We start from the raw sequence: 24,779 nt of genomic DNA, 5'->3' as shown, positions 1-24,779 counted from the left end.
ACGCGGGCACAAAAATCTTGTTGGGAGTTTCACTCATGGCAGTTGCCTCCGGTGCCTATAAAAAAGCCCTCGAGGGTGGCCAGCAACCCAAGCAGGTGCTGGTCAAGATCGACCGGGTCACGAAAAAGTTCGACGAAACGGTAGCCGTGGACGATGTGTCCCTGGAAATCCGCAAGGGCGAGATCTTCGCCCTGCTGGGCGGCTCCGGTTCCGGCAAGTCCACCTTGCTGCGCATGCTGGCCGGCTTCGAGCGCCCGTCCGAAGGGCGGATCTTCCTCGATGGCGTCGACATCACCGACATGCCGCCGTACGAGCGGCCGATCAACATGATGTTCCAGTCCTACGCGCTGTTCCCGCACATGACCGTGGCGCAGAACATCGCCTTCGGCCTGCAGCAGGACAAGATGCCCAAGGCCGAGATCGATGCCCGCGTGGCCGAGATGCTCAAGCTGGTGCACATGACCCAGTACGCCAAGCGCAAGCCGCACCAGTTGTCGGGCGGCCAGCGTCAGCGTGTGGCGTTGGCCCGCTCGCTGGCCAAGCGCCCCAAACTGCTGCTGCTCGACGAGCCGATGGGTGCACTGGACAAGAAACTGCGTTCGCAGATGCAGCTGGAGCTGGTCGAGATCATCGAGCGCGTGGGAGTAACCTGCGTGATGGTGACCCACGATCAGGAAGAGGCCATGACCATGGCCCAGCGCATCGCGATCATGCACCTGGGCTGGATCGCCCAGATCGGCTCGCCAGTGGACATCTACGAGACACCTACCAGCCGCCTGGTGTGCGAGTTCATCGGTAACGTCAACCTGTTCGAAGGTGACGTGGTCGACGACGCCGAAGGCTACGCGATCATTGCCAGCCCGGAGCTGGAGCGCAAGATCTACGTGGGCCACGGCATCACCACCTCGGTGGAAGACAAGCACATCACCTACGCCCTGCGCCCGGAAAAGATGCTGGTCACCACCCAGCAGCCAACCTGCGAGCACAACTGGTCGCGCGGCAAGATCCACGACATCGCCTACCTGGGTGGCCACTCGGTATTCTATGTGGAGCTGCCGAGTGGCAAGATCGTGCAGTCGTTCGTTGCCAACGCCGAGCGCCAAGGTACCCGTCCTACCTGGGGCGATGAAGTGTACGTATGGTGGGAAGACGACAGCGGCGTGGTACTGCGGTCATGAAACTGCGCAAGCTCAAGCGAGCCTTCCAGCGTCTGGTCCCGGAGGGGCGGCACTTGGTGATCGGCGTGCCGTTCATCTGGCTGTTCCTGTTCTTCATGCTGCCGTTCTTCATCGTCCTGAAGATCAGTTTTGCCGAAGCTGACGTGGCAATTCCGCCGTATACCGAGATCTACACCTACGTCGAAGACAAGATCCAGCTGGTCCTCAACCTGGCCAACTACGGGCTGTTGACCGAGGATGAGCTGTACCTCTCGGCCTACCTGGGTTCGTTGAAGATGGCGTTCTTCAGCACCCTGCTGTGCCTGCTGATCGGCTTCCCGATGGCCTACGCCATTGCCAACGCCAAGAAGGAGACCCAGACGGTCCTGCTGTTGCTGATCATGATGCCAACCTGGACCGCGATCCTGATCCGCGTCTATGCCTGGATGGGTATCCTCAGCAACAACGGCCTGCTCAACGGTTTCCTCCTGTGGACCGGGTTGATCGACCAGCCGTTGCAGATCCTCAACACCAACCTGGCGGTCTACATCGGCGTGGTCTATTCGTACCTGCCGTTCATGATCCTGCCGCTGTTCGCCAACCTGGTGAAGCATGATCCGAGCCTGCTCGAAGCTGCCTCCGACCTGGGTTCGAGCACCTTCAACAGCTTCTGGAAGATCACGGTACCGTTGTCGAAAAACGGCATCATCGCCGGCTGCATGCTGGTGTTCATCCCGGTGGTGGGCGAGTTCGTGATCCCGGAACTGCTCGGCGGCCCGGAAACCCTGATGATCGGTAAAGTGCTGTGGCAGGAGTTCTTCAACAACCGTGACTGGCCGGTGGCATCCGCCCTGGCGGTGGTGATGCTGGCGATCCTGATCGTGCCGATCCTGCTGTTCAACCGTAGCCAGGCCAAAGAGATGGAGGGCCGCGCATGAAACGCTTCAGTTTCTCCAAGCTGATGCTGGTGCTCGGCTTGCTGTTCATCTACCTGCCGATGCTGATCCTGGTGATCTACTCGTTCAACGCCTCCAAGCTGGTGACGGTGTGGGGCGGCTGGTCGATCAAATGGTACGTCGGCCTGCTCGACAACACCCAGCTGATGGGTTCGGTGATGCGCTCGCTGGAAATCGCCTGCTACACGGCGGTGGCGGCAGTGGCGCTGGGTACCCTGGCGGCCTTCGTGCTGACCCGCGTCACCCGCTTCAAGGGCCGCACGCTGTTCGGTGGCCTGGTCACTGCGCCGCTGGTAATGCCCGAAGTGATTACCGGTCTGTCGCTGTTGCTGCTGTTCGTGGCCATGGCGCAGATGATCGGCTGGCCGCAGGAGCGGGGTATCGTCACCATCTGGATCGCCCATACAACGTTCTGTGCGGCGTATGTGGCGGTGGTGGTGTCGGCTCGCCTGCGTGAGCTGGACCTGTCGATCGAGGAAGCGGCGATGGACCTGGGTGCCAAGCCGTGGAAGGTGTTCTTCCTGATCACCATCCCGATGATCGCGCCATCGCTGGCGGCGGGCGGCATGATGTCGTTCGCCCTGTCGCTGGACGACCTGGTATTGGCCAGCTTCGTCTCTGGGCCTGGCTCGACCACCTTGCCGATGGAAGTGTTCTCGGCGGTGCGTCTGGGTGTGAAACCGGAGATCAACGCCGTGGCCAGCCTGATCTTGCTGTCGGTATCGCTGGTGACCTTCTTCGTCTGGTACTTCAGCCGCCAGGCCGAAGAGCGTCGTCGCAAGGCGATTCAGCAGGCGATCGAAGAGGGTGCTGCAGCCAACGCTTCGCAGCCGCAGGTCAAGCGCCCGAGCCAGCTCACGGCTTCAGCCTGATATAGAGCCTGTTCGCGGCGAGCCAGTGCCGCGAACAGGCTCGTACAAGCTCCGAAATTGCCTGGCTGATATTCACCAGATTTTCTTAGCTCAGTCGGCATATCATGATTATTGGCGTAGATTGCCCATGCTGATCTGGGTGGCAAATGCGCTTGTACTGCCGTTGTTGTTAACAGGCCCGCTGGACGTACCTGCATTAGGGTTAAGGGCTCGAGCAGCCGCTGCATGAGCCGCTTCCAAGGCTGCTGTAGCTTCACTGTAAGAAGGTGGTGGGGGCTCTGTAGGGACACTAGGCCTTGCGCGATTTATAGCTTGACTGTGAGAAGGTGGTAAATTTTCAGGGAGAGGGGCCGACCGAGCAGCGTTAATGGTGCGCATTTTTAGCATGGCAAGTTGCCCGGCACCTATAATCAGTAGGGTTACTAAGGAAAGAAATCCTCCAGCCATTTCTAGTTTTTTGGACTTTGTAATCATTCCAGCGATCGCCAGCCCGCTTCCCACAAGCCCGGTGGCGAGTGCAGTATAATGAAGCCCCGCCCCAATGATACCGAAACTTAAGTGCCCTGTGGGATCAACGCGATTTACCGGGTCACCCGCACAATACATATAAGCGTTCAATCCACCTTTCCCGAATGGGCTAATATTATCTGGGCTGCAGAACCTCTCGAGCGTGGGATTATACATACGATACCCATTACCGAGCGCATAGCAGCCTGTTGCTGAGTCCAGCGGCTCGCCGTTGAATGCCAAGAGGGTATTCGATTCGCTACGGGCGTTGCAGTGGCCATAAGGGCTGTAGGGATACGCCTTCAGCGCGGCATGCCCTAACTCGGTCATGACGGTGTCAGTATTGCTAACGCCCATGAGTAAGTGACCTTCGTCAGCAACTGAGGCGCGTTGCGCTAAAAGACCACCCGCATGCCGGAAGACCGAATGTGTCAGAGAGCCTTTGACTTCGGTAGAAACACGGCTGTTCTGATAGAAGCGCAGTGTTTGTGTTGGAGCGGCCACGAAACCTCCAGGGCGTCGAAGTTGAGCATAGCGCTACCTGGCTATTGCTCGCATAGGTGGAAACATCAGGTTGAGCACAGTGTGCGGTGGGGTTGAATGCCCGGCAACTGGTAGAAATGTCAGGTCATCAAGTGTGCTGAACCTGCCGCGTATCGCATGCCTTGGGATTGTTTTATCTGCCAGGCGGCTGCTTCGACCTGCACCGGCCGCTTTCGCGGGTATCCTCAGTGGATTCTTTGATTATTCACGCTGGCCGGAGGTCCTTACGGTGTCGCGCATAGATGAAGTTGAATGAGCGGCTTGCACCACTTCTTGGTACGTCGGTGGAGGTTCGTCAATTACTTGTTGGTAAGTTGGCGGAGGTTCCTGCACTACCTGGTGGAAAGTCGGTAGAGGTAAAATTTCAGGATGTCGTCGAGACGTTTGCGCATTAGCCGGTTGACGTGCCGGCATACTATCAGTGAAAACTCGTGGGGGGGCGAAGGCTGGAACTCGCTGATCGTTTGTCGACCTAGGCATAGAATTAAGGCTGCGGCGAGGGGGCTGCGTTGGCCTGGCAGAGTAATGGGGGAGGATTCTGTGCAATATAGAATCCCCAGCACCCATCATCGTTAGGCCTAATCCGAAAACTGCTCCTCCAGCCCACATTAGTTTTTTGTCTTTTATCGCTGCCCCAGTGATCGTCATCCCGACTCCAGCAACCATGGCAGCGAGTCCGGTTAATTGAAGCCCCGACAAAATGACGCCGTAACTTAAGTGCCCTGTGGGATCAACGCGATTTACCGGGTCACCCGCACAATACATATAAGCGTTCAACCCACCTTTCCCGAATGGGCTAAGATTATCTGGGCTGTAGAACCTCTCGAGCGTGGGATTATACAGACGATACCCATTACCGAGCGCATAGCAGCCGGTTGCCAAGTCCAGCGGCTCGCCGTTGAATGCCAAGAGGGTATTCGATTCGCTACGGGCGGGGCAGTGGCCATAAGGGCTGTAGGGATACGTCTTCAGCGCGGCATGCCCTAACTCGGTCATGACGGTGTCAGTATTGCTAACGCCCATAAGTAAGTGACCTTCGTCAGCAACTGAGGCGCGTTGCGCTAAAAGACCACCCGCATGCCGGAAGACCGAATGTGTCAGAGCGTCTTTGACTTCGGTAGCAATACGGCTGTTCTGATAAAAGCGCAGTGTTTTTTTTGCAGCGGCCACGGGGCCTCCTGGGATTCGACATTGAGCCGAGCGCTGTCTGGTTATTGCTCGCACAGGTGAAAACATCAGTTTGAACACAGTGTGCAGTGGCGGGGAGTGCCCGGCTACTGGTAGAAATGTCAGGTCATCAGTAAGCCATCTTGCTGAATCCGAGCCCTATTGCAGGCCCCGGATTTTTCCTTTCCGAGGCGGCTGCTTCGGCTCGGCTCGGCCCTTTCGCCATGAAACCGCCGGGGCCGGCAACAAAAATGCCAGCATGGCCCCCGCCAGTGATGTTTATCGAACCCTGAACTACGCTCACAGTCGCATCCCACAAATCATTTGTGCGCAAGCAAGGAGCCAGCATGGCGTTGATGCGTCCGCTGTCGGTCATCTGTCTGGGGTTGTTGTACATGCTCACCGGCTGTAGCAAGGAAGAGGTCCCCAAGACGCTGCCTCGGGTGGGTGTGCAGCAGGTACAACCCACCGATTTCGCTGCCAGGGTCACTTTGACCGGTGACGTGCAGGCGCGGGTGCAGACCGATTTGTCATTCCGCGTCGGCGGCAAGATCATTTCGCGTAGCGTCGACGTGGGCGATCACGTCAAGGCCAACCAGGTGCTCGCCCGGCTTGACCCGAAAGACCTGCAGAACAATGTCGACTCGGCCAAGGCCGAGGTATTCGCCGCGCAGGCGCGGGTCACCCAGACCAGTGCGGCCTTCGTGCGCCAGCAAAAACTGCTGCCCAAGGGCTACACCAGCCAGAGCGAGTACGATGCTGCCGAGGCCGCGCTGCGCAGCAATCAGAGCGCACTCAAGGCCGCCCAGGCGCAACTGGCCAATGCCAACGAGCAACTCAGCTACACCGCACTGGTCTCCGAGGCTGCCGGGGTGATCACCGAGCGTCAGGCCGAGGTCGGCCAGGTGGTGCAGGCGACCATGCCGATCTTCAGCCTGGCCGTCGATGGCGACCGCGATGCGGTGTTCAACGTCTACGAGTCGCTGCTGGTGGCGCCGCCCAGCGATGCCGGGGTAGTCGTGAGCCTGCTGGACGATCCCAAGGTCCAGGCCCGTGGCTTCGTGCGCGAAATAACCCCCACCGTGTCGGCGCAAAGCGGCACCGTGCAGGTCAAGGTGGGGCTCAAGGACGTGCCGCCCGGGATGCAATTGGGGGCACCGGTTACTGCCACCACCAATGCCCAGGGCCGGCCCAGCATCGAGCTGCCGTGGTCCGCGCTGACCAAGGCCTTGCATGAGCCTGCCGTGTGGGTGGTGGGCGAGGGCGACAAGGTGGAACTGCGCAAAGTCAAAATCCGCCGTTACCTCACCGGCAAGATCGTGGTCGCCAGCGGCCTGAAAGCCGGCGAGACCGTAGTGGTCAATGGCGGCCAGTTGCTGCACCCCGGCATGCAGGTACAGAAGGTCGACGCCAAGGGCCCAGGGGGTGAGCTATGAAGCGTCTGCTGCTGATGCTGTCGGCCGGGGTGCTGCTGGTCGGTTGCAGTAGCGAAGAAGAGGCACCAGAGGCGATCCGGCCAGTGCTGTCGGTCAAGGTCGAACCCCAGGTGCAGTCGCAGCTGGGCCGCTTCGCCGGCAGTATCCAGGCGCGCTTCGAAAGCACCTTGGGCTTCCGGGTTTCCGGGCGCATTGCCCGGCGCTGGCTGGACGTGGGCGCCCAGGTGAAACCGGGTGACACCTTGGCCACCCTGGACCCCACCGACCAGCAGAACCAGCTGCGCGCCGCCGAAGGCGATCTGGCCAAGGTGCAGGCACAGTGGATCAACGCCCAGGCCGATGCCCGTCGCCAGCAGCAGCTGTATGACCGTGGGGTAGGCGCCCAGGCACAGCTGGATATTGCCCAGACCAACCTGAAAACCACCAGCGCGGCGTTGGAGCAGGCGCGCTCCGCCGTCAGCCAGGCCCGCGACCAGCTCGACTACAGCACCCTGCGTACCGACCACGCTGCCGTGATTACCGCGTGGCAGGCCGAAGCCGGGCAAACCGTTACCGCCGGGCAAGCCGTGGTGACCCTGGCCCGGCCGGACGTGAAGGAAGCGGTAATCGACCTGCCGATCGATCTGGCCGAGCAGTTGAGCAAAGGCCTGACCTTCACCGTTGCTTCGCAACTGGACCCGACCATCAACACCACGGCCAGCCTGCGCGAACTGGAGCCCCAGGCCGATGCCACCACCCGGACCCGCCGTGCTCGCCTGACCCTGGCCAGCACACCGGCGGCCTTTCACCTTGGCACCGCCATCAGTGTGACCCTTAGCTCGGAAGTGTCCCCGCGCAGCGAACTGCCCTTGAGTGCCTTGCTCGAGCGCGACGGCAAGACCCAGGTGTGGGTGATCGATACGCAGCACAAGACCGTGGCCACCCGTGACGTGGCGCTGATCGACCGCACCGATGACAGCATCGTACTGAGCGCCGGCGTGCAGCCCGGTGAGCGTGTGGTCACTGCCGGCGTCAACAGCCTCAAGCCTGGCCAGAAGGTCATCTTCGACGAGGATGCGCAATGAAAGGAAGCTTCAACCTGTCCGACTGGGCGCTCAAGCATCAATCGTTCGTCTGGTACCTGATGTTCGTTGGCCTGTTGATGGGGATTTTTTCCTACTTCAACCTGGGCCGTGAGGAAGACCCGTCGTTCACCATCAAGACCATGGTCATCCAGACCCGCTGGCCCGGTGCAACCCAGGACGAAACCCTCTACCAGGTCACCGACCGTATCGAGAAGAAGCTCGAGGAACTCGATTCACTCGACTACACCAAAAGCTACACCCGCCCCGGCGAGTCCACGGTCTACGTGTACCTTCGCGACACCACCAAGGCCAAGGACATCCCGGAAATCTGGTACCAGGTGCGCAAGAAAATCCAGGACATTCGTGGCGAATTTCCCGCCGGTATCCAGGGGCCGGGCTTCAACGACGAATTCGGTGATGTATTCGGTTCGATCTATGCCTTTACCGCTGACGGCCTGACCCTGCGCCAACTGCGGGACTACGTGGAACAGGCAAGGGCCGAGGTCCGCGATGTACCCAACATCGGCAAGATCGAGCTGGTCGGCACCCAGGACGAAGTGCTGTACCTGAACTTCTCCACCCGCAAGCTGGCTGCCCTGGGCATTGACCAGCGCCAGGTAATGCAGGCACTTCAAGCGCAGAATGCGGTGACGCCGGCCGGCATGATCGAGGCCGGCCCGGAGCGCATCTCGGTGCGCACGTCCGGGCAGTTTGCCTCGGAAAAAGACCTGCAATCCGTCAACTTGAGGATCAACGACCGCTTCTTCCGCCTGGCTGATATCGCCGACATCGAGCGCGGCTATGTCGACCCACCCTCGCCAATGTTCCGTTACAACGGCCAGACAGCCCTTGGCCTGGCCATCGGCATGAAGGCCGGCGGCAACATCCAGGTGTTCGGTGCGGCGTTGAAAAAGCGCATGGACCAGGTGGTCCAGGACCTGCCGGTGGGTGTCGGTGTACACACCGTTTCTGACCAGGCCGTGGTGGTCAAGCAGGCGGTCGGCGGTTTCACCAGCGCGCTGTTCGAGGCGGTGGTGATCGTGCTGGCCGTGAGCTTTGTCAGTCTTGGCGTGCGCGCCGGGCTGGTGGTGGCCTGCTCGATCCCGCTGGTGCTGGCCATGGTGTTCGTGTTCATGGAGTACAGCGGCATCACCATGCAGCGTATTTCGCTGGGGGCGCTGATCATTGCGCTTGGCCTGCTGGTGGACGATGCGATGATTACCGTGGAGGTGATGGTCACGCGGCTGGAAATGGGTGAAAGCAAGGAGCAGGCGGCGACGTTCGCCTACACCTCCACAGCCTTCCCCATGCTTACCGGCACCTTGGTGACCGTGGCCGGGTTCGTGCCTATCGGCCTCAACGCCAGCTCTGCGGGTGAATACACCTTCACCCTGTTCGCGGTGATTGCCGTGGCCCTGATCGTGTCGTGGGTGGTGGCTGTGTTCTTCGCGCCGGTGCTTGGCGTGCATATTCTCAAAGGCGACAAGCTCAAGGCTCACGAGGCTGAGCCTGGCCGGGTCGGGCGGGCATTTGAAGGCGGGTTGCTGTGGTGCATGCGCAACCGCTGGTTGACCATCATCGGCACCGTGGTGCTGTTTGCCCTGGCGATCTTCTGCATGCGTTTTGTGCAGAACCAGTTTTTCCCGTCCTCGGACCGCCCGGAAATTCTCGTCGACCTCAACCTGCCGCAGAACGCCTCGATCGAGGAGACGCGCAAGGTGGTCGACCGCTTCGAGGCACGGATCAAGGACGACCCGGACCTGGTGCATTGGAGTACCTACATCGGCCAGGGCGCGATCCGCTTCTACCTGCCCCTCGATCAGCAGTTGCAGAACCCTTACTACGCGCAGCTGGTGATTGTCAGCAAGGGCTTCGAAGAGCGTGAGGCCATGATGGACCGCCTGCAGAAGATCCTGCACGAAGAGTTCGTCGGCGTCGGCACCAACGTGCAATCGCTGGAGATGGGGCCGCCGGTAGGCCGGCCGATCCAGTACCGGGTCAGCGGTGCCGACATCGACCAGGTGCGCAAACACGCCATCGAGCTGGCCACCTTGCTCGACCAGAACGAGCACATCGGCGAGATGATCTACGACTGGAACGAGCCGGGTAAGGTGCTGCGCGTGGAAATTGCCCAGGACAAGGCACGCCAGCTGGGGCTGTCGTCCGAAGATGTTGCCAATGTGATGAACAGCATCGTCAGTGGCGTGCAGATCACCCAGGTCAACGACAACATCTACCTGGTCGATGTGGTCGCGCGCGCCGAAGACAGCGAGCGTGGCTCGCCTGATACCCTGCAGAACCTGCAAATTCTCACCCCTAACGGCACGTCGATCCCGCTGCTGTCGTTCGCCACCGTGCGCTACGAACTGGAACAGCCGCTGGTGTGGCGCCGCGACCGCAAGCCGACCATCACCATCAAGGCCTCAGTCAATGGCGAGATCCAGCCCACTGACCTGGTGGCCCAGCTGAAGCCAAAAATTGACGAGTTCGCCAGCAAGCTGCCGGTCGGTTACGAAGTGGCCACGGGGGGTACGGTTGAAGAAAGCAGCAAGGCCCAGGGGCCGATCGCCAAGGTCATCCCACTGATGCTGTTCCTCATGGCGACCTTCCTGATGATCCAGTTGCACAGCGTGCAGAAGCTGTTCCTGGTGGTCAGCGTGGCGCCGCTGGGGCTGATTGGCGTGGTGTTGGCGCTGGTGCCTACGGGTACGCCGATGGGCTTTGTGGCGATCCTCGGCATCCTTGCGCTGGCGGGCATCATCATTCGTAACTCGGTGATCCTGGTGACCCAGATCGACGAGTTCGAAGCCCAGGGCCTGTCGCCGTGGGATGCGGTGGTGGAGGCCACCAACCATCGGCGCCGGCCGATCCTGCTGACCGCGGCGGCGGCGAGCCTGGGCATGATCCCGATTGCACGCGAGGTGTTCTGGGGCCCCATGGCCTACGCCATGATTGGCGGGATCATCGTGGCGACCTTGCTGACGCTGCTGTTCCTGCCGGCGCTGTACGTGGCCTGGTACAAGATCCGCGAGCCGCAGAAACACGCCTGAAGGCCCATATGGCCCCTTGTAGGAGCGGGTTTACCCGCGAATGCGATGGTGCATCGACCACCGTATTCGCGGGTAAACCCGCTCCTACAAGGGGCGTGTGCTTTTAAATGGTTATATAAAAATTCTTAAACAGTATTTTTAAGAATAATCCCGCCTCACTACTATTGCCCTCAAGCCAGGCGCAAATCCCCTTCAAACCTCTGCCCGGCGCCCTCACTCCAAGGAGAACGAGCATGAGTGCATCTCTGCGTAGCATCGACGGTCAGGACGAAGCCACCATCTTGCGTGAAATCCAGAGCGCCTTGCGCGACCTGCGTTTCGGTGCGGTGGAGATCACCGTGCACAACGCTCAGGTCGTACAGATCGAGCGCAAGGAGAAGTTCCGCCTGCAACAGCCCGGCAACAAGCCCGGCTGATCGGCGCCACAACATCCAAAACTAGAAAAATGCCAATCGGGAGCTTCACCATGTCCATCCGCCGTTATGCGCTCGCCGCTCTGGCCAGTGCTGTTTTTGCCGGTTCCGCCATCGCCAAGGACTACGAACTGCTCAACGTGTCCTACGACCCGACCCGTGAGCTGTACCAGCAGTACAACGCTGAGTTCATCAAACACTGGCAACAGGCCCATCCGGGTGACAAGGTGAAAATCCAGCAATCCCATGGGGGGTCGGGCAAGCAGGCCCGTGCGGTGATCGACGGCCTGCGCGCTGACGTGGTGACCCTGGCCCTGGCCGGTGACATCGACGAAGTGGCCAAGCTTGGCAAGACACTGCCCGAGAACTGGCAGACCCGCCTGCCTGACGCCAGCACCCCGTACACCTCGACCATCGTGTTCCTGGTGCGCAAGGGCAACCCGAAAGGCATCAAGGACTGGGGCGACCTGATCAAGAAGGACGTGTCGGTCATCACCCCGAACCCGAAAACCTCCGGCGGTGCGCGCTGGAACTTCCTCGCAGCGTGGGCGTACGGCCTGAAGGCCGGCGGTAGCGAAGAGAAGGCCAAGGCCTATGTGCAGGAGCTGTTCAAGCATGTACCGGTGTTGGATACCGGCGCCCGTGGTTCGACCATCACCTTCGTCAACAATGGCCAGGGCGACGTGTTGCTGGCCTGGGAAAACGAGGCCTTCCTGGCCCTGAAGGAAGACGGGGGTGCCGACAAGTTCGACATCGTCGTGCCGTCGCTGTCGATCCTGGCCGAGCCGCCAGTGGCCGTGGTCGACAAGAACGCCGAGAAGAAGGGCAATACCGAGATTGCCACCGAATACCTCAAGCACCTGTACAGCCCGGCCGGGCAGAAGATTGCCGCCGAGAACTTCTACCGCCCGCGTGACGAGAAAGTCGCTGCGGAGTTCGGCAAGCAGTTCCCGAAACTGGACCTGGTGACCATCGACAAGGACTTTGGTGGGTGGAAGACTGCACAACCGAAATTCTTCAATGATGGCGGTGTGTTCGACCAGATCTATCAGGCACAGTAAGGGCCAAAGGAAAGCGGGGCCGCGTTGCGGGCCATTCGCGGCACAAGGCCGCTCCCACAAGGAACCATGATCCCCTGTGGGAGCGGCCTTGTGTCGCGAATGGGCTGCCAAGCAGCCCCAGGATTCAAAAGCTTGCACCGGCCCGGGATTGTTTCCGGGCTTAGTGCGTTCAACCAGGGATATTTATGTCGCGTCGTATCTCCCCCGTCATACCCGGCTTCGGGCTGACGCTGGGCTACACCTTGGTGTACCTCAGCCTGATCGTGCTGATACCGCTGGCGGCCATGTTCATCCATGCCTCGCAGCTGACCTTCGAGCAGTTCTGGACCATCATCAGTGCGCCGCGGGTGATCGCTGCGCTCAAGCTGAGCTTCGGCACCGCCCTGTTCGCCGCCATCATCAACGGTGTGATCGGTACCCTGCTGGCCTGGGTGCTGGTGCGTTACACCTTCCCCGGGCGCAAGATCATCGATGCGATGATCGACCTGCCGTTCGCCTTGCCCACCGCAGTTGCCGGTATCGCCCTGACTGCCCTGTACGCGCCGCAGGGCTGGGTCGGCCAGTTCGCTACCGACCTGGGCTTCAAGATCGCCTACACCCCGCTGGGCATCACCCTGGCACTGACCTTCGTGACCCTGCCGTTCGTGGTGCGTACGGTGCAGCCGGTACTGGCCGACATCCCACGTGAAGTGGAAGAGGCCGCAGCCTGCCTGGGGGCCAAGCCACTGCAGGTGTTCCGCCACATCCTGGCGCCGGCCCTGTTGCCGGCATGGCTCACCGGCTTTGCCCTGGCCTTCGCCCGTGGCGTGGGCGAATATGGTTCGGTGATCTTCATTGCTGGCAACATGCCGATGAAGACCGAGATCCTGCCGCTGCTGATCATGGTCAAGCTCGACCAGTACGACTACACCGGCGCGACCGCCATCGGCGTGTTGATGCTGGTGGTTTCCTTCATCCTGCTGCTGCTGATCAACCTGCTGCAGCGCCGCATCGAAACCCCTTGAAGGAGGCCGGCATGTCCAGTTCATCCCTGAGTGCAAGTGCCGCAGCCAACGCCGCCCGCCGTGGCAGCGCCACGTCACGGCGTATCCTGATCGGCCTTGGCTGGCTGGTGTTCGCCCTGTTCCTGCTGCTGCCGCTGGTGATCGTGGTATCGCAGGCGCTGAAGAACGGTTTTGGCACCTTCTTCGAGGCGATCTTCGAACCCGATGCGTTGTCGGCGCTGAAGCTGACCCTGCTCGCCGTGGTTATCTCGGTGCCGCTGAACCTGGTATTTGGCGTAAGCGCCGCCTGGTGCGTCAGCAAGTACACCTTCCGTGGCAAGAGCATTCTGGTCACCCTGATCGACCTGCCGTTCTCGGTGTCGCCCGTGATCGCCGGCCTGGTCTACGTGCTGATGTTCGGCGCGCAAGGCCTGCTCGGGCCGTGGCTGCAGGACCACGATATCCAGATCGTGTTCGCCCTGCCGGGCATTGTCCTGGCGACCATTTTCGTTACCGTACCGTTCGTGGCCCGTGAGCTGATCCCGCTGATGCAGGAGCAAGGCACGCAAGAGGAGGAGGCTGCACGGCTGCTCGGTGCCAACGGCTGGCAGATGTTCTGGCACGTGACCCTGCCGAACATCAAATGGGGCCTGATTTACGGCGTGGTGCTGTGTACCGCGCGGGCCATGGGCGAGTTCGGCGCGGTGTCGGTGGTGTCGGGCCACATCCGTGGCGTGACCAACACCTTGCCGCTGCATGTGGAGATCCTCTACAACGAGTACAACCACGTCGCGGCCTTCAGCGTGGCCAGCCTGTTGCTGATCCTGGCGCTCTTCATCCTGCTGCTCAAGCAGTGGAGCGAGAACCGTATTAACCGCCTGCGCCACAGCGCCGCGGAGGAATGATTCATGTCGATCGAAGTTCGTAACGTCAGCAAGCGCTTCAACAGCTTCCAGGCCCTGAACGCTATCAACCTGGACATCAACAGCGGCGAGCTGGTGGCTTTGCTCGGCCCGTCCGGCTGCGGCAAGACCACCCTGCTGCGCATCATTGCCGGCCTGGAAACCCCGGACCAGGGCAATATCGTGTTCCATGGCGAGGACGTTTCCGGCCATGACGTGCGTGACCGTAACGTCGGGTTCGTGTTCCAGCACTACGCGCTGTTCCGCCACATGAGCGTATTCGACAACGTTGCCTTCGGCCTGCGCATGAAGCCCAAGGGCGAGCGCCCGAGCGAGAGCAAGATTGCCGAGAAGGTGCATGAGCTGCTGAACATGGTGCAACTGGACTGGCTGTCCGACCGCTACCCCGAGCAGCTTTCCGGTGGCCAGCGTCAGCGTATCGCCCTGGCCCGTGCCCTGGCGGTGGAGCCGAAGGTGCTGCTGCTGGACGAGCCGTTCGGTGCGCTGGATGCCAAGGTGCGAAAAGAGCTGCGGCGCTGGCTGGCGCGGCTGCACGAGGATATCAACCTGACGTCGGTGTTCGTTACCCACGACCAGGAAGAAGCCATGGAAGTAGCCGACCGCATCGTGGTCATGAACAAGGGCGTGATCGAGCAGATCGGCTCGCCGGGTGAGGTGTACGATCAGCCGGCCAACGATTTCGTCTATCACTTCCTCGGTGACTCCAACCGCCTGGCCTTGAGCGAAGGGCATCACGTGCTGTTTCGCCCGCACGAGGTGTCGCTGTCGCGGCATGAGACCGAAGGGCACCATGCGGCCGAGGTGCGCGACATTCGGCCGTTGGGCGCGACCACGCGGGTGACCTTGAAGGTGGAAGGGCAGAGCGAGCTGATCGAGGCCGAGGTGGTGAAAGACCATGACAGCCTGACCGGGTTGGCGCGGGGAGAGACGTTGTTCTTCCGGCCGAAGGTTTGGCAGAAGGTGGCGGATATCTGAGTCGCACAAGGAAAAGAGAGCCCGGGCATGGTCCCGGGTTTTTCTTGCCTGAACGTTTGACAGGGCAGCTTTACAGCCTTTTACAAGCGAGTGGCGGTAGCACACTTGTTATTCCCTATGGGTATTAATAAATATCTTCTTATTCCTTTACGAATATTTCGCCCTCCCTATACTTGTCTCCAAGCACGCAAACTTACTGGAGGCGTCCCCATGCGCAATGAGTCGATTCGCTACCTGATTGTGCCGGGTTGGCAAGGATCGCCAGACAACCATTGGCAGAGTCACTGGCAGCGCACCCTGCCCAACAGTGCTCGGGTTGAACAGCAAGACTGGCTCACCCCGCAGCGGCAGGACTGGGTGCACGCGCTGGAGCAGGCGATTGCCGCCGAGCGCTCGCCGGTGATCCTGATTGCCCACAGCCTTGGTTGCATCACTGTCGCCCATTGGGCATCGCAGGCAAGCCCAGCCTTGCTGCGGCAGGTGCGTGGTGCACTGCTGGTGGCGCCGGCAGATGTCGAACGGCCCACTTGTGCACCCGTGCTGCGCAACTTTGCGCCGATCCCTACCGAGGTGCTGCCGTTCCCTAGCCAGGTCGTCAGCTCGGACAACGACCCGGCCGTGAACGTGCCACGGGCGCTGTACCTGGCCCAGGCATGGGGCGCCGAAGCGGGTTTGCTGAGCAATGCCGGGCACATCAACGTCAAGTCCGGTCATGAGCGCTGGGAACAAGGCTTCGCCTACCTGTATCGCTTGCAGAGCCGGATCGAGCAGCGTGCACTGCGCCGCGCCTGATCGCCCTTACTGTTCACCCTTTGCCTGACGCCTGGCCATTACGGGCCTGGGGCGGGAGTTCGTCATGACGTTTCAAAACCCGTTCGGCCAGCCGCTGCTGACCTTCCCCGAGCTGGACAAGAGCCCGCTGAGCATTCGTGCCAAGGCGCTGGTGTTCATCGACCCGCGCTCGCAGCAGCTGCGCGAGGACCTTGAGCGCCTGGCGCCACAACCTTTGCCGGTGCTGATCCGAGGCGAGACCGGCACCGGCAAGGAGCTGCTGGCTCGGCAGATCCACCGTACCAGCGACCGTGGAGGGCTGTTCGTGTCGGTCAACTGCGCGGCCATCAGCCCCACCTACGCCGATGCCGAGCTGTTTGGCTATAGCGCGGGCACCCATGGCGGTACGGCCAGCAGCCGCGCCGGCTGGTTCGGTTCGGCCAGCGGCGGCACCTTGTACCTGGATGAGATTGCCGACTTGCCGTTGGCCATCCAGGGCAAGCTGCTGGCGGCCCTGGAAAACCGCGAGGTCACTCGGGTGGGCGCGCAGCAGCCACAGCCGGTGGATGTGCGTCTGGTAGCCGCCACCAGCATCGACCTGGCCCGTGTAGTACGTGCAGGGCGCTTCAACGAGCGCCTGTACCAGTATCTGCGCGAGGGCGCGCTGGAACTGCCGCCGCTGCGCGAGCGGCCGGGCGATATCCTGCCGCTGGCCGAGTACTTCGTGGGCATCTACAGCGTGCGCCTGCAACGGCCTGTGCCCTTGGTGAGCGAGGCGGCGCAGCGGGTGCTGGAGGCGCATTTCTGGCCGGGCAATACCCGCGAACTGGAGAACGTCATCCACTTTGCCTTGCTGGTCAATGACGGCGAAGAGATCCTGCCAGAAGACCTCGAACTGCCTGACCCCGCGCGTTAGACATCGCTCATGGGTAAAGAGGCTGATGGTATTGTGTTCTTGGAATAAGCAGCTAAGTAAAAGATATTGTTGCGGAATAAAAAATTTGGGTATCGTCCGCCTCAAGCCCACTGGTGAACCGGTTGGGCACCCGATTTGCCATCGTCGATGGCCCAGATTCAGAACAAGGACCACCATGAAGAAGACCCTGCTGACCACTGCCCTGGCTGCTGCCCTGTCGTTCTCCGGCCTGGCCGCTGCTGCCGAGAAACTGGTGGTTGCCGCTACCCCGGTACCGCACGCCGAAATTCTCGAACTGATCAAGCCGACCCTGGCAAAAGAAGGCGTGGACCTTCAGATCAAGGTCTTCACCGATTACGTACAGCCGAACGTGCAGGTGGACCAGAAGCGCCTGGACGCCAACTACTTCCAGACCCTGCCGTACTTGAAGAGCTTCAACGAAGGCAAGGGCACCCACCTGGAAACCGTGATCGGTGTGCACGTCGAGCCGTTCGGTGGTTACTCGAAGAAGATCAAGAACCTGTCCGAGCTGAAGGAGGGCGCCACCGTTGCCATCCCTAACGAAGGCAGCAACAGCGGCCGCGCCCTGATTCTGCTGCAGAAGGCTGGCCTGATCACCCTGAAAGACCCGAAAAACGCCCTGGCCACGCCAAAGGACATTGCCGAGAACCCGAAGAAGCTGAAGTTCCGCGAGCTTGAATCGGCCATGCTGCCGCGTGTGCTGGACCAGGTCGACCTGGACATGATTAACACCAACTACGCCCTGGAAGCCGGCCTGAACCCGGCCAAGGACGCGCTGGTGATCGAAGGTGCCGACTCGCCGTACGTGAACTTCCTGGTTGCCCGCCCGGACAACAAGGACAGCGAAGCCATCCAGAAACTGGCCAAGGCCCTGACCAGCCCTGAAGTGAAGGCATTCATTGCCAAGAAGTACCAAGGTGCCGTACTGCCGGCGTTCTGATTTCGCTTGCAACCCCGGTATGCGCCAACGCCGACACCTTATAGTGTCGGCGTTTTTTTTTGCCCTGCACGGGCAGGCACACGCAGCATCTGTAGAGACAGCCTTGTGCTGCGAACGGGCTGCAAAGCAGCCCCTTACCTTGGGGGTACCAGCCGTAAGGTAGTCTGCGCCGGGATTACCCCCATCTGCGCCCGCTGATACTGCCCCTGCACATACCCCTCAGCCTGGTCCGCGTAATGCCGGTCAAACGGCACGCCACTCTGCCCGACCGGGTTGATGGTCAGGGCCTGTCCGGCATCGGCAAAGTCGATCAGTCGCCGCGTCGACGGCCCATAGGTTACCGGCCATGGCGCAGCGCTGATCTTCGCCGAAAGGTTGTTAGGCACTTCGTGGGTACCAGGTGCGGCGAACGGCCCAACGTTGAACAGCAGGTTCAGCGGCTTTTTCACCCCAAGCGGATGGTTGTGGGTCAGGGTATGGGCCTTGCCCCATTGCCAGCTGGCCGGATCACTGCCCAGGGTGTCGCGCAGGTGCTTCAAGCTGCTTTGCCACGCTGTGCGCACGACGGTGGTACGGTCCGTTCGCTGGCTGCCACCACGGGTGTTCCACCAGGGTGAATCGGCTTGCGCTGCCAGGCGTGGCAGGGCGGCGTCGATGGCGCGGGTGCTGATCAGCACCGGGAACCAGGTATCGCCCAGCTCGTCATGCAGGGCCGCGAATGCCAGTTCATAAAGGAATTGGTTGAACAGCGTGGCGCTGGTCGAGTCGAGCGGGTAGTCCCCAGCCCAAGCCGCCAGTTGCTCGACCAGCTCTTGCTCTTCATCACCTTCTGCCACCGCCCGCAGGGTTGCCAGAAGCGGGGCAAGCGTGCGCGGGCCATAGTCACTGGCGGTGTCCAACTGCAGTGCCTGGCTGTTTTGGGTGTCCCATTTCACCTCTGGGTTGGTCAGGTGGCGATCGAGCTGGCGGCCACGGTCGGGCAGGTTGTAGTAACCCGGTATCGGCACCGCCGCCGGTGGCTGGTAGTTGGCCGAGACGATATAGCCGCGGGCCGGGTTTTCCTGCTGTGGGTTGACGCTGAAGGGGTAGAAACCGAGCTTGTCGGCCTGGGCGCTGGTGCCGTCGAGGATGAACGCCGGGTCGACCCCGTCGGGGCGGATTGGCAGCTTTGCCGCCGCCCACCAGCCGATGTCGCCACGGGCATTGGCCCAGACAAGGTTGAGCCCCGGCGCGTGAGCCTTGGCGGCGGCCTCGCGCATCTTGCCCAGGGTGTCGGCGCGGTTGAGCTGGTAGAAGCCGTCGAGGATCGGGTTTTCGGTTTCCAGGAATGCCCACCACATGGCGATTGGCGTGGGGCCAGTGGTGCTGCCCAGTACGTCGTTGACGATCGGGCCATGGGGCGAGCGGCGCAGGCTGATGGTGACAGGCTGCTCGCCTTTGACGGCAATCGTCTGCTCGGTCTTTTCCAGTGTGCGCCACTGGCCATCGACCATCACCTGATCGGCGTTGGCAGGGTTGGTCTTTTCGGCGATCAGGTCGACGTCATCGTTCTGGAACATGGTCAGGCTCCAGCCAAAATCACGGTTGTGGCCGAGCAGAGCGAACGGGTTGAGTGCCTGGAAATAGCCGTAGAGATTGAAACCGGGCGCTGACAGTTCGGCCTCGTACCACACCGCAGGTACGGCGAAGCTGATGTGCGGGTCGCCAGCCAGCAACGGCTTGCCACTGCGGGTGCGGCTACCCGCGACCGCCCAGGCGTTGCTGCCTTCGAACTGCGGGATGCCGGCGTCGCCCAGTGCCTCATTGCTTAAGCGCGCAAGTGCTTCCAGGCTTTGCCAGTCGGCAGCGGCCAGTGGCGTGCCCAGTGCGCCCTCGGGTTGCCAGCCAAGGTCGAATATTTTCAGGTAGTCAGGCCCCAGCTGGTCGCGGATGTAGGTCAGCGCTGGCTCGGTGCGGAACGCGGCGGCAAAACTGTAGGCCAGGTAGCCGGCGATGCTCAGCGTGTCCTCGGCGGTGAACGGGCGCGGGGTGATGCCGAGCAGGTCGAATTCCGTGGGCTTGGGGTGGCTGGCCTGCCAACTGTTGACCCCCTCGAGGTAGGCTTGCAGGGCCTGCCATGCCGGCGCCTGCGGATCCTGCCGCTTGGCCATCAGCGCGGCCTGCTCGCGTATGCGCAGGCTGCGGAACAGGGTATCGGTGGGCAGCAGCTTGTCGCCGAGCACCTCAGCCAGTTCGCCACGGGCCAGGCGGCGCAAAATCTCCATCTGGAACAGCCGGTCCTGGGCATGCACGTAGCCCAGTGCACGGTAAAGGTCCGGCTCGCTCTGTGCCTGCAGGTGTGGCACGCCGCGGGCGTCGTAGCGCACGCTGACCGGCGCTTGCAGGCCGGTAATGGCGACCTCGCCCTCGCGCTGCGGCAGCTTCCCCTGCACGTACCAGTAACCGGCGGCGCCAGCGGAAACGGTGACTACCACCGCCAGCAGGGTCAGGCTGCGCTTCATTCAGACTCCTTGTGCATTCAAACGAAAAATGTGGTCCGATCATCGGCGGATTCGCGAACAGAGCATAGCCCCAGGAAGGAGTTTCCATGTCCCTCAGCGAAAAACACAAAATGCTCACCGGCCAGCTCTACCATGCTGGCTGCCCTGAACTGCAGGCCGAGCAGATCGCCAACAAGCACTGGATGCACCGCTACAACAACAGTGTCGAACTGCTCAACGACGCACGCCACGGGCTGCTTGTGGAGCACTTTGGCCAGGTTGGCGAAGGCGCGGTGATTCGCCCGCCGTTCTATTGCGACTACGGCTACAACATCAGCGTTGGCCGTAATACGTTCATGAACTTCAACTGCGTGATCCTCGACGTGGTGCCGGTGCGTATCGGCGACGACTGTCAGATCGGCCCCAACGTGCAGATCTACACCGCCGACCATCCGCTCGATCCTGAAGTGCGGCGCAGCGGGCTGGAGAGTGGGCGGCCGGTGACCATCGGCGACAACGTGTGGATCGGCGGTGCGGCGATCATCCTGCCGGGGGTGACCATCGGTGATAACGCCATCGTCGGCGCCGGCAGTGTGGTGACCCGGGATGTGCCCGCGGGCGCTACGGTGGTGGGTAACCCGGCGAGGGTCCGTCAGCCCGACCAAGGGCAGTAGCAGCCTACCGCCAGGGTATTGGAGGCGTTGACCTGGCGGCCGTCGAGCAAAGCCTTGAGGATTGGCTCGATGAAGCTGTTGTTGGCGTTGCACACGGCGCCTTCGCTGTAGGGGCCAAAATAAGCCAGTCGGCCTTGCCGGTCCCAGATGGCCACGGCCGGGGACGCAGGCAGGTGCTCGCTGCCGGGCAGGTGGGTGATGGGTTGCAAGCTACCGATATAGGCCGGTAGCTGGCCGTGGCTGCCGGGCTTTTGCAGCACATGGAAGGTAACGTCGTGGCCAGCGAACTGGCTGATAAGGTCGCCCAGGTGCTGTTGGTTGCCAACGTTGCATGGGCAGGCCGGGTCCCAGAAATGCACGACGCGGATCGGGCCAGCACCGGCCAGCTCGGCAGGTAACTGTAACTGGCTGCCGTCGAACAGCGTGGCCTGGTTGTCGAACGGACGCAGGTAGCGAGCCTGAAAGGCGCTGTAGGCCTGCCAGAGAATTACGGCGCCGACCAACAAGGCGATGACCGTGCACAGCGGTTTGATGATTCGGCTATTCATGAAGAGTCGGTGGCCCTTGTGGTAGCAACTGTCTTGCTCAATTTCTAAAAGCTGGCGCGATCCCTGTGGGAGCGGCCTTGCGTCGCGAAAGGGCCGCGCAGCGGCCCCAGGATCTCGGCATCATGCATAGATCGCTGGGGCCGCTTTGCGGCCCGCTCGCGACACAAGGCCGCTCCCACAATTAGTTCGGTGCTGGTTGTTCGAGGTGAGCAAGCTTGCCATGGCGCCGGCCAGAGCTGAAGATTCCAGATCAATACTTGCATCAATGTGGATGTACCCGATGCCCCCTGCCTTTCACCCCGACCGCCTGCGCACCAGCCTGGCGCCGTTCACCACTCGCCAGCCACTGTCGGCACAAGCGCAGGACTACCAGCGCTTCTATGGCCTGAACCTGCCGGCACACAGCTGGCTGGGCAGCTTTCAGGCAGCGGGGTTCGACCTGGTCGGGCAGGCATGGCTGCCCGAGCAGCCAAGCGCGACGCTGTTCCTGCTGCACGGCTATTACGACCATATGGGCCTCTACCGACATGTGATCGAGTGGGCACTCAAGCAGGGTTTCGCCGTGATCAGCTGTGACCTGCCCGGCCACGGCCTGTCCAGCGGTGAGCGGGCCAGCATCAATGATTTTGCGGTGTACCAGCAGGTGCTGGAGGCCTTGTTCGAACAGGCGCACACGCTGCAACTGCCGCACCCGTGGCACCTTTGTGGGCAGAGCACGGGGGGGGCGATTGCCGTGGACCATCTGCTGCACCAGGGCGCACGCAGCCCCGTCGATGGCCAGGTCATCCTGCTGGCCCCGCTGGTGCGGCCATGTTCCTGGCGCTGGTCGAAGTTCAGTTATTGCGTGCTGCGCCACTTCGTCAATGGCATCGAACGGCGCTTCAGTGAGAACACCAACGACCCGGCCTTCCTGCCGTTCCTGGAGGCCGACCCGCTGCAACCGCGTCGCCTGCCAACGGCCTGGGTGGGCGCACTGATCGCCTGGGTCAAACGCATCGAGGCCGCGCCGCGCAGTGCGCGTCGGCCATTGATCGTGCAGGGGGAGGCGGATGGCACGGTGGACTGGCCCTACAACCTCGAAGTGCTCAAGGCCAAGTTTGCCGAGCCGCAGATCCTGATGCTGCCCGAGGCCCGTCACCACCTGGCCAACGAGTTGCCGGGTATCCGCCAGCGCTACTTCGACTTCATCGACCAGCGCCTGGGCTGATCACTTCAGGTCGTTGGTGCTTTGGCCAACCGCCAGGCCGGCGCGTACAGCGGCCAGGGCCGCCTGGTAGTAAGCCTTGCCCTCGGGCGACTCGGCAAAGGTGGCGAACGCTTCCAGCTCGGCATCGGACAGGTCGCGGTAGACGTACAGCAGGGTGTTGTTCAGGTCTTCGCCAATCTGCCCCATCAACCGCTGGCGCTGGCCATCCAGCAGGCTCTGGGCCTGGCCGCCGCCGAACAGGCCGGGGATCATCGAGCTGAGGCTGTCGGCGGCTACACCGGCGATGGCAAGGCTCACTTCGGCGCCGGCTTCACGCGCAGGCAGGGCTTGGGCCAGGTGGCCGATGACCAGCAGGCGATCGTCGCTGGCCTGGATCTTGGGCAGGCCTTTGGCGTTCTTGGCCAGTTCGTCCTTGCGGGTGGCCTTGAGCTCGGCCGCCACCACTTTGCGCCCTAGCGGTGACTGGAAGAAGGCCAGGGCCGGTGCCGGGTTGGCCAGGGTGGCGCGCAGCTTTGCCTGGGCGCGACGGTCCACCGCCTGGGCCTGGAAGCGCTGGTTGCTGTTGTTGACCAGCGCCTGGTAGACGGCGGGTGGCAAACTGTTGCGGTAGCGCTCCTGGGCAGCGGTCAGGGCATCGTTGAAGTGGGCGCGCTGGTCGGGCCAGCCGGCGGCCTTGTACAGTTGATCCAGGTTGTCTGCCCAGACAGGCATGGTGCAGATCATCAGCAGAATCAGGGAAAACAGACGGCGCATTCAGGACTCCTGTCGGCAGGTGGCTATTGTCCTTGGCCCGGCGCCGGTTTGTCGAGATACCCGCGTGTTTCTCGGCCAAGTGGCGCTGTGCGGCGACAGGGCGAATGGATATGATGCGCGCCATGCACATATCCCCTGAACACCCGATGCTTGCGGCCGTCGTCGACGATCTGGCCACCCATGGCTGGTCCCAGCAGGCGCACTTTCTGCCTGCCGACCTGGTACGCGCGCTGGCAGCCGAGTGCCGGCGGCGTGATGCCGAAGGCGAACTGAACCCCGCAGGGGTTGGGCGGGGTGCTACCCAGGAGGTGCGCGAAGCCATTCGCGGTGACCAGATCCAGTGGATCGACCCGGGGCAGGCCGAGGCCTGCGACCAGTACCTGGCGGCCATGGATCAGCTGCGCCTGGCAATCAACCAAGGCCTTTTCCTGGGCCTGGAAGACTTTGAGTGCCACTTTGCCCTGTACCCACCGGGGGCGTTCTATCGCCGGCACCTGGACCGCTTCCGCGACGATGACCGTCGCATGGTCTCGGCGGTGCTTTACCTCAATGAAGGTTGGCAATCGCATGACGGTGGCCAGTTGCGTATGTTCCTGGCCGACGGTGTCGAGCACGATGTCGAGCCAGTGGCCGGTTGCCTGGTGGTATTCCTGTCGGGCGAAGTGCCTCACGAAGTCCTGCCGGCCGGGCGTGAGCGGTTGTCGTTGACCGGCTGGTTCAGGCGGCGTGGCAATGACCCGTTCTGAGAGGCCCAAGGTGCTGGTGAGCGCCTGCCTGTTGGGGCAGCCAGTACGCTATGACGGCCGGGCAAGCGGTCATCCTGATTTGTTGCAGCAGTGGCAGGCCGAAGGGCGCGTAGTGCCGTTGTGCCCGGAGGTAGCCGGCGGCTTGCCGACACCGCGGCCACCAGCGGAGATCCCGGGAGGGCAGGGCAGCGCAGTGCTCGATGGCGACACGCAGGTGCTGACGGTGACGGGTGAAGATGTCAGTGCCGCGTTTCTGGCGGGTGCGCGGTTGGCGCTGGAGCTGGTACGGCGGCATGGCATTCGTGTAGCGGTGCTGAAGTCTGGCAGCCCTTCGTGTGGCAACCGGTTGACCTATGATGGCACCTTCAGGGGTGTGAAAGTGGCGGGGGAAGGGGTAACCACGGCGCTGTTGCGGCGGGCGGGGGTGCAGGTGTTCAGCGAGCTGGAACTGGACCAGGCGCAGCGGGCTTTGGCTGATATATCTGCTTGAACCTGTGCCGGCCCTTTCGCGGGTAAACTCGCTGGTGGACACACATCGAGGGTTGGACCCAGGCCGCCGTAGGAGCGGGTTTACCCGCGAAGAGGCCGGCCCTGCTGGCCAACCTCCCCCTGCCGT

At 62.0% G+C, this 24,779-nt stretch carries 23 protein-coding genes; 18 read left to right on the top strand and 5 right to left on the bottom strand.

Annotated elements, in window-relative coordinates:
* Positions 1 to 35: 35 nt before the first annotated feature.
* Genes potA through ACZ889_RS02855 form a run of 3 tightly spaced genes read left to right on the top strand, consistent with a single transcriptional unit; the run spans position 36 to position 2,985 of the window.
* The gene (gene potA, locus ACZ889_RS02865) at positions 36 to 1,178 is read left to right on the top strand and encodes a polyamine ABC transporter ATP-binding protein (RefSeq protein WP_003253733.1); all 1,143 of its coding nucleotides are present in this window, start codon (positions 36 to 38) and stop codon (positions 1,176 to 1,178) included.
* The gene (locus ACZ889_RS02860) at positions 1,175 to 2,095 is read left to right on the top strand and encodes an ABC transporter permease subunit (RefSeq protein WP_003253736.1); all 921 of its coding nucleotides are present in this window, start codon (positions 1,175 to 1,177) and stop codon (positions 2,093 to 2,095) included. The genes potA and ACZ889_RS02860 overlap by 4 nt, the downstream gene beginning before the upstream one ends.
* Complete coding sequence (locus ACZ889_RS02855; RefSeq protein ID WP_003253739.1) at positions 2,092 to 2,985, top strand: ABC transporter permease subunit; 894 nt, start codon at positions 2,092 to 2,094, stop codon at positions 2,983 to 2,985. Before ACZ889_RS02860 ends, ACZ889_RS02855 begins: the two co-directional genes overlap by 4 nt.
* Positions 2,986 to 3,093: 108 nt before the next feature.
* On the opposite strand, the gene ACZ889_RS02850 is transcribed toward ACZ889_RS02855, so the two are convergent.
* Both ACZ889_RS02850 and ACZ889_RS02845 read right to left on the bottom strand, forming a co-directional pair.
* Positions 3,094 to 3,996: an RHS repeat-associated core domain-containing protein gene (locus ACZ889_RS02850; RefSeq protein ID WP_257645136.1), complete on the bottom strand. Its 903-nt coding sequence runs from the start codon at positions 3,994 to 3,996 to the stop codon at positions 3,094 to 3,096.
* Between the two features lie 240 nt (positions 3,997 to 4,236).
* Positions 4,237 to 5,205 carry an RHS repeat-associated core domain-containing protein gene (locus ACZ889_RS02845; RefSeq protein WP_152442327.1) on the bottom strand — a complete coding sequence of 323 codons (969 nt, stop codon included), beginning with the start codon at positions 5,203 to 5,205 and terminating at the stop codon, positions 4,237 to 4,239.
* A 344-nt stretch (positions 5,206 to 5,549) separates the two neighbouring features.
* Here ACZ889_RS02845 and ACZ889_RS02840 point away from each other — a divergent pair, with 344 nt between their 5' ends.
* From ACZ889_RS02840 to ACZ889_RS02790, 11 genes are all read left to right on the top strand, one after another.
* Positions 5,550 to 6,638, top strand: a complete 1,089-nt coding sequence (locus ACZ889_RS02840) for an efflux RND transporter periplasmic adaptor subunit (RefSeq protein ID WP_012054040.1) — start codon at positions 5,550 to 5,552, stop codon at positions 6,636 to 6,638.
* The gene (locus ACZ889_RS02835; RefSeq protein WP_012054039.1) at positions 6,635 to 7,702 is read left to right on the top strand and encodes an efflux RND transporter periplasmic adaptor subunit; all 1,068 of its coding nucleotides are present in this window, start codon (positions 6,635 to 6,637) and stop codon (positions 7,700 to 7,702) included. The genes ACZ889_RS02840 and ACZ889_RS02835 overlap by 4 nt, the downstream gene beginning before the upstream one ends.
* On the top strand, positions 7,699 to 10,752 hold the full coding sequence (locus ACZ889_RS02830) for an efflux RND transporter permease subunit (RefSeq protein WP_003248945.1): 3,054 nt from the start codon (positions 7,699 to 7,701) through the stop codon (positions 10,750 to 10,752). The genes ACZ889_RS02835 and ACZ889_RS02830 overlap by 4 nt, the downstream gene beginning before the upstream one ends.
* A 233-nt stretch (positions 10,753 to 10,985) precedes the next feature.
* Entirely contained in the window at positions 10,986 to 11,168 is a 183-nt protein-coding gene (oscA, locus tag ACZ889_RS02825; protein WP_003248957.1) for a sulfur starvation response protein OscA, read from the top strand.
* A 50-nt stretch (positions 11,169 to 11,218) separates the two neighbouring features.
* Complete coding sequence (locus tag ACZ889_RS02820; protein ID WP_003248959.1) at positions 11,219 to 12,226, top strand: sulfate ABC transporter substrate-binding protein; 1,008 nt, start codon at positions 11,219 to 11,221, stop codon at positions 12,224 to 12,226.
* A gap of 185 nt (positions 12,227 to 12,411) precedes the next feature.
* On the top strand, positions 12,412 to 13,230 hold the full coding sequence (cysT, locus tag ACZ889_RS02815; protein WP_003248961.1) for a sulfate ABC transporter permease subunit CysT: 819 nt from the start codon (positions 12,412 to 12,414) through the stop codon (positions 13,228 to 13,230).
* Positions 13,231 to 13,241: 11 nt separating this feature from the next.
* Entirely contained in the window at positions 13,242 to 14,114 is an 873-nt protein-coding gene (gene cysW, locus ACZ889_RS02810; protein WP_010955698.1) for a sulfate ABC transporter permease subunit CysW, read from the top strand.
* A 3-nt stretch (positions 14,115 to 14,117) separates the two neighbouring features.
* Positions 14,118 to 15,107, top strand: a complete 990-nt coding sequence (locus tag ACZ889_RS02805) for a sulfate/molybdate ABC transporter ATP-binding protein (RefSeq protein ID WP_003248965.1) — start codon at positions 14,118 to 14,120, stop codon at positions 15,105 to 15,107.
* Between the two features lie 210 nt (positions 15,108 to 15,317).
* The gene (locus ACZ889_RS02800) at positions 15,318 to 15,899 is read left to right on the top strand and encodes an alpha/beta hydrolase (RefSeq protein WP_476257164.1); all 582 of its coding nucleotides are present in this window, start codon (positions 15,318 to 15,320) and stop codon (positions 15,897 to 15,899) included.
* Positions 15,900 to 15,963: 64 nt separating this feature from the next.
* On the top strand, positions 15,964 to 16,794 hold the full coding sequence (locus tag ACZ889_RS02795; protein WP_004575844.1) for a sigma 54-interacting transcriptional regulator: 831 nt from the start codon (positions 15,964 to 15,966) through the stop codon (positions 16,792 to 16,794).
* A gap of 175 nt (positions 16,795 to 16,969) precedes the next feature.
* The gene (locus ACZ889_RS02790) at positions 16,970 to 17,755 is read left to right on the top strand and encodes a MetQ/NlpA family ABC transporter substrate-binding protein (protein ID WP_003248974.1); all 786 of its coding nucleotides are present in this window, start codon (positions 16,970 to 16,972) and stop codon (positions 17,753 to 17,755) included.
* 134 nt (positions 17,756 to 17,889) lie between these two features.
* Here ACZ889_RS02790 and ACZ889_RS02785 read toward each other — a convergent pair whose 3' ends face one another.
* Entirely contained in the window at positions 17,890 to 20,256 is a 2,367-nt protein-coding gene (locus tag ACZ889_RS02785) for a penicillin acylase family protein (RefSeq protein WP_476257163.1), read from the bottom strand.
* A gap of 86 nt (positions 20,257 to 20,342) precedes the next feature.
* Here ACZ889_RS02785 and ACZ889_RS02780 point away from each other — a divergent pair, with 86 nt between their 5' ends.
* Complete coding sequence (locus ACZ889_RS02780) at positions 20,343 to 20,909, top strand: sugar O-acetyltransferase (protein ID WP_020193688.1); 567 nt, start codon at positions 20,343 to 20,345, stop codon at positions 20,907 to 20,909.
* Here ACZ889_RS02780 and ACZ889_RS02775 read toward each other — a convergent pair.
* Complete coding sequence (locus ACZ889_RS02775; RefSeq protein WP_180689110.1) at positions 20,888 to 21,457, bottom strand: DUF6436 domain-containing protein; 570 nt, start codon at positions 21,455 to 21,457, stop codon at positions 20,888 to 20,890. The genes ACZ889_RS02780 and ACZ889_RS02775 overlap by 22 nt on opposite strands.
* Positions 21,458 to 21,737: 280 nt before the next feature.
* Here ACZ889_RS02775 and bipL point away from each other — a divergent pair, with 280 nt between their 5' ends.
* Complete coding sequence (bipL, locus tag ACZ889_RS02770; RefSeq protein ID WP_161773850.1) at positions 21,738 to 22,664, top strand: phospholipase BipL; 927 nt, start codon at positions 21,738 to 21,740, stop codon at positions 22,662 to 22,664.
* On the opposite strand, the gene ACZ889_RS02765 is transcribed toward bipL, so the two are convergent.
* Positions 22,665 to 23,417 carry a DUF2059 domain-containing protein gene (locus ACZ889_RS02765; protein ID WP_047603666.1) on the bottom strand — a complete coding sequence of 251 codons (753 nt, stop codon included), beginning with the start codon at positions 23,415 to 23,417 and terminating at the stop codon, positions 22,665 to 22,667.
* A 113-nt stretch (positions 23,418 to 23,530) separates the two neighbouring features.
* On the opposite strand from ACZ889_RS02765, the gene ACZ889_RS02760 reads away from it, so the two are divergent.
* Positions 23,531 to 24,163, top strand: a complete 633-nt coding sequence (locus ACZ889_RS02760) for a 2OG-Fe(II) oxygenase (RefSeq protein ID WP_014861370.1) — start codon at positions 23,531 to 23,533, stop codon at positions 24,161 to 24,163.
* On the top strand, positions 24,150 to 24,653 hold the full coding sequence (locus ACZ889_RS02755; protein ID WP_054888576.1) for a 2-thiouracil desulfurase family protein: 504 nt from the start codon (positions 24,150 to 24,152) through the stop codon (positions 24,651 to 24,653). Before ACZ889_RS02760 ends, ACZ889_RS02755 begins: the two co-directional genes overlap by 14 nt.
* Positions 24,654 to 24,779: the final 126 nt, after the last annotated feature.

This window comes from Pseudomonas sp. TE3895, from assembly GCF_056278855.1.
This window is presented reverse-complemented; position numbering and strand designations above follow the sequence as displayed.

Coding starts and splice junctions, on each gene's coding strand:
- ACZ889_RS02860 (WP_003253736.1), top strand. CDS start 1,175: ATGAAACTGCGCAAGCTCAAGCGAGCCTTCCAGCGTCTGGTCCCGGAG.
- ACZ889_RS02755 (WP_054888576.1), top strand. CDS start 24,150: ATGACCCGTTCTGAGAGGCCCAAGGTGCTGGTGAGCGCCTGCCTGTTG.
- potA (WP_003253733.1), top strand. CDS start 36: ATGGCAGTTGCCTCCGGTGCCTATAAAAAAGCCCTCGAGGGTGGCCAG.
- ACZ889_RS02855 (WP_003253739.1), top strand. CDS start 2,092: ATGAAACGCTTCAGTTTCTCCAAGCTGATGCTGGTGCTCGGCTTGCTG.
- bipL (WP_161773850.1), top strand. CDS start 21,738: ATGCCCCCTGCCTTTCACCCCGACCGCCTGCGCACCAGCCTGGCGCCG.
- ACZ889_RS02780 (WP_020193688.1), top strand. CDS start 20,343: ATGTCCCTCAGCGAAAAACACAAAATGCTCACCGGCCAGCTCTACCAT.
- ACZ889_RS02760 (WP_014861370.1), top strand. CDS start 23,531: ATGCGCGCCATGCACATATCCCCTGAACACCCGATGCTTGCGGCCGTC.
- cysT (WP_003248961.1), top strand. CDS start 12,412: ATGTCGCGTCGTATCTCCCCCGTCATACCCGGCTTCGGGCTGACGCTG.
- ACZ889_RS02835 (WP_012054039.1), top strand. CDS start 6,635: ATGAAGCGTCTGCTGCTGATGCTGTCGGCCGGGGTGCTGCTGGTCGGT.
- ACZ889_RS02785 (WP_476257163.1), bottom strand. CDS start 20,256: ATGAAGCGCAGCCTGACCCTGCTGGCGGTGGTAGTCACCGTTTCCGCT.
- ACZ889_RS02805 (WP_003248965.1), top strand. CDS start 14,118: ATGTCGATCGAAGTTCGTAACGTCAGCAAGCGCTTCAACAGCTTCCAG.
- cysW (WP_010955698.1), top strand. CDS start 13,242: ATGTCCAGTTCATCCCTGAGTGCAAGTGCCGCAGCCAACGCCGCCCGC.
- ACZ889_RS02765 (WP_047603666.1), bottom strand. CDS start 23,417: ATGCGCCGTCTGTTTTCCCTGATTCTGCTGATGATCTGCACCATGCCT.
- ACZ889_RS02800 (WP_476257164.1), top strand. CDS start 15,318: ATGCGCAATGAGTCGATTCGCTACCTGATTGTGCCGGGTTGGCAAGGA.
- ACZ889_RS02790 (WP_003248974.1), top strand. CDS start 16,970: ATGAAGAAGACCCTGCTGACCACTGCCCTGGCTGCTGCCCTGTCGTTC.
- oscA (WP_003248957.1), top strand. CDS start 10,986: ATGAGTGCATCTCTGCGTAGCATCGACGGTCAGGACGAAGCCACCATC.
- ACZ889_RS02830 (WP_003248945.1), top strand. CDS start 7,699: ATGAAAGGAAGCTTCAACCTGTCCGACTGGGCGCTCAAGCATCAATCG.
- ACZ889_RS02775 (WP_180689110.1), bottom strand. CDS start 21,457: ATGAATAGCCGAATCATCAAACCGCTGTGCACGGTCATCGCCTTGTTG.
- ACZ889_RS02795 (WP_004575844.1), top strand. CDS start 15,964: ATGACGTTTCAAAACCCGTTCGGCCAGCCGCTGCTGACCTTCCCCGAG.
- ACZ889_RS02820 (WP_003248959.1), top strand. CDS start 11,219: ATGTCCATCCGCCGTTATGCGCTCGCCGCTCTGGCCAGTGCTGTTTTT.
- ACZ889_RS02840 (WP_012054040.1), top strand. CDS start 5,550: ATGGCGTTGATGCGTCCGCTGTCGGTCATCTGTCTGGGGTTGTTGTAC.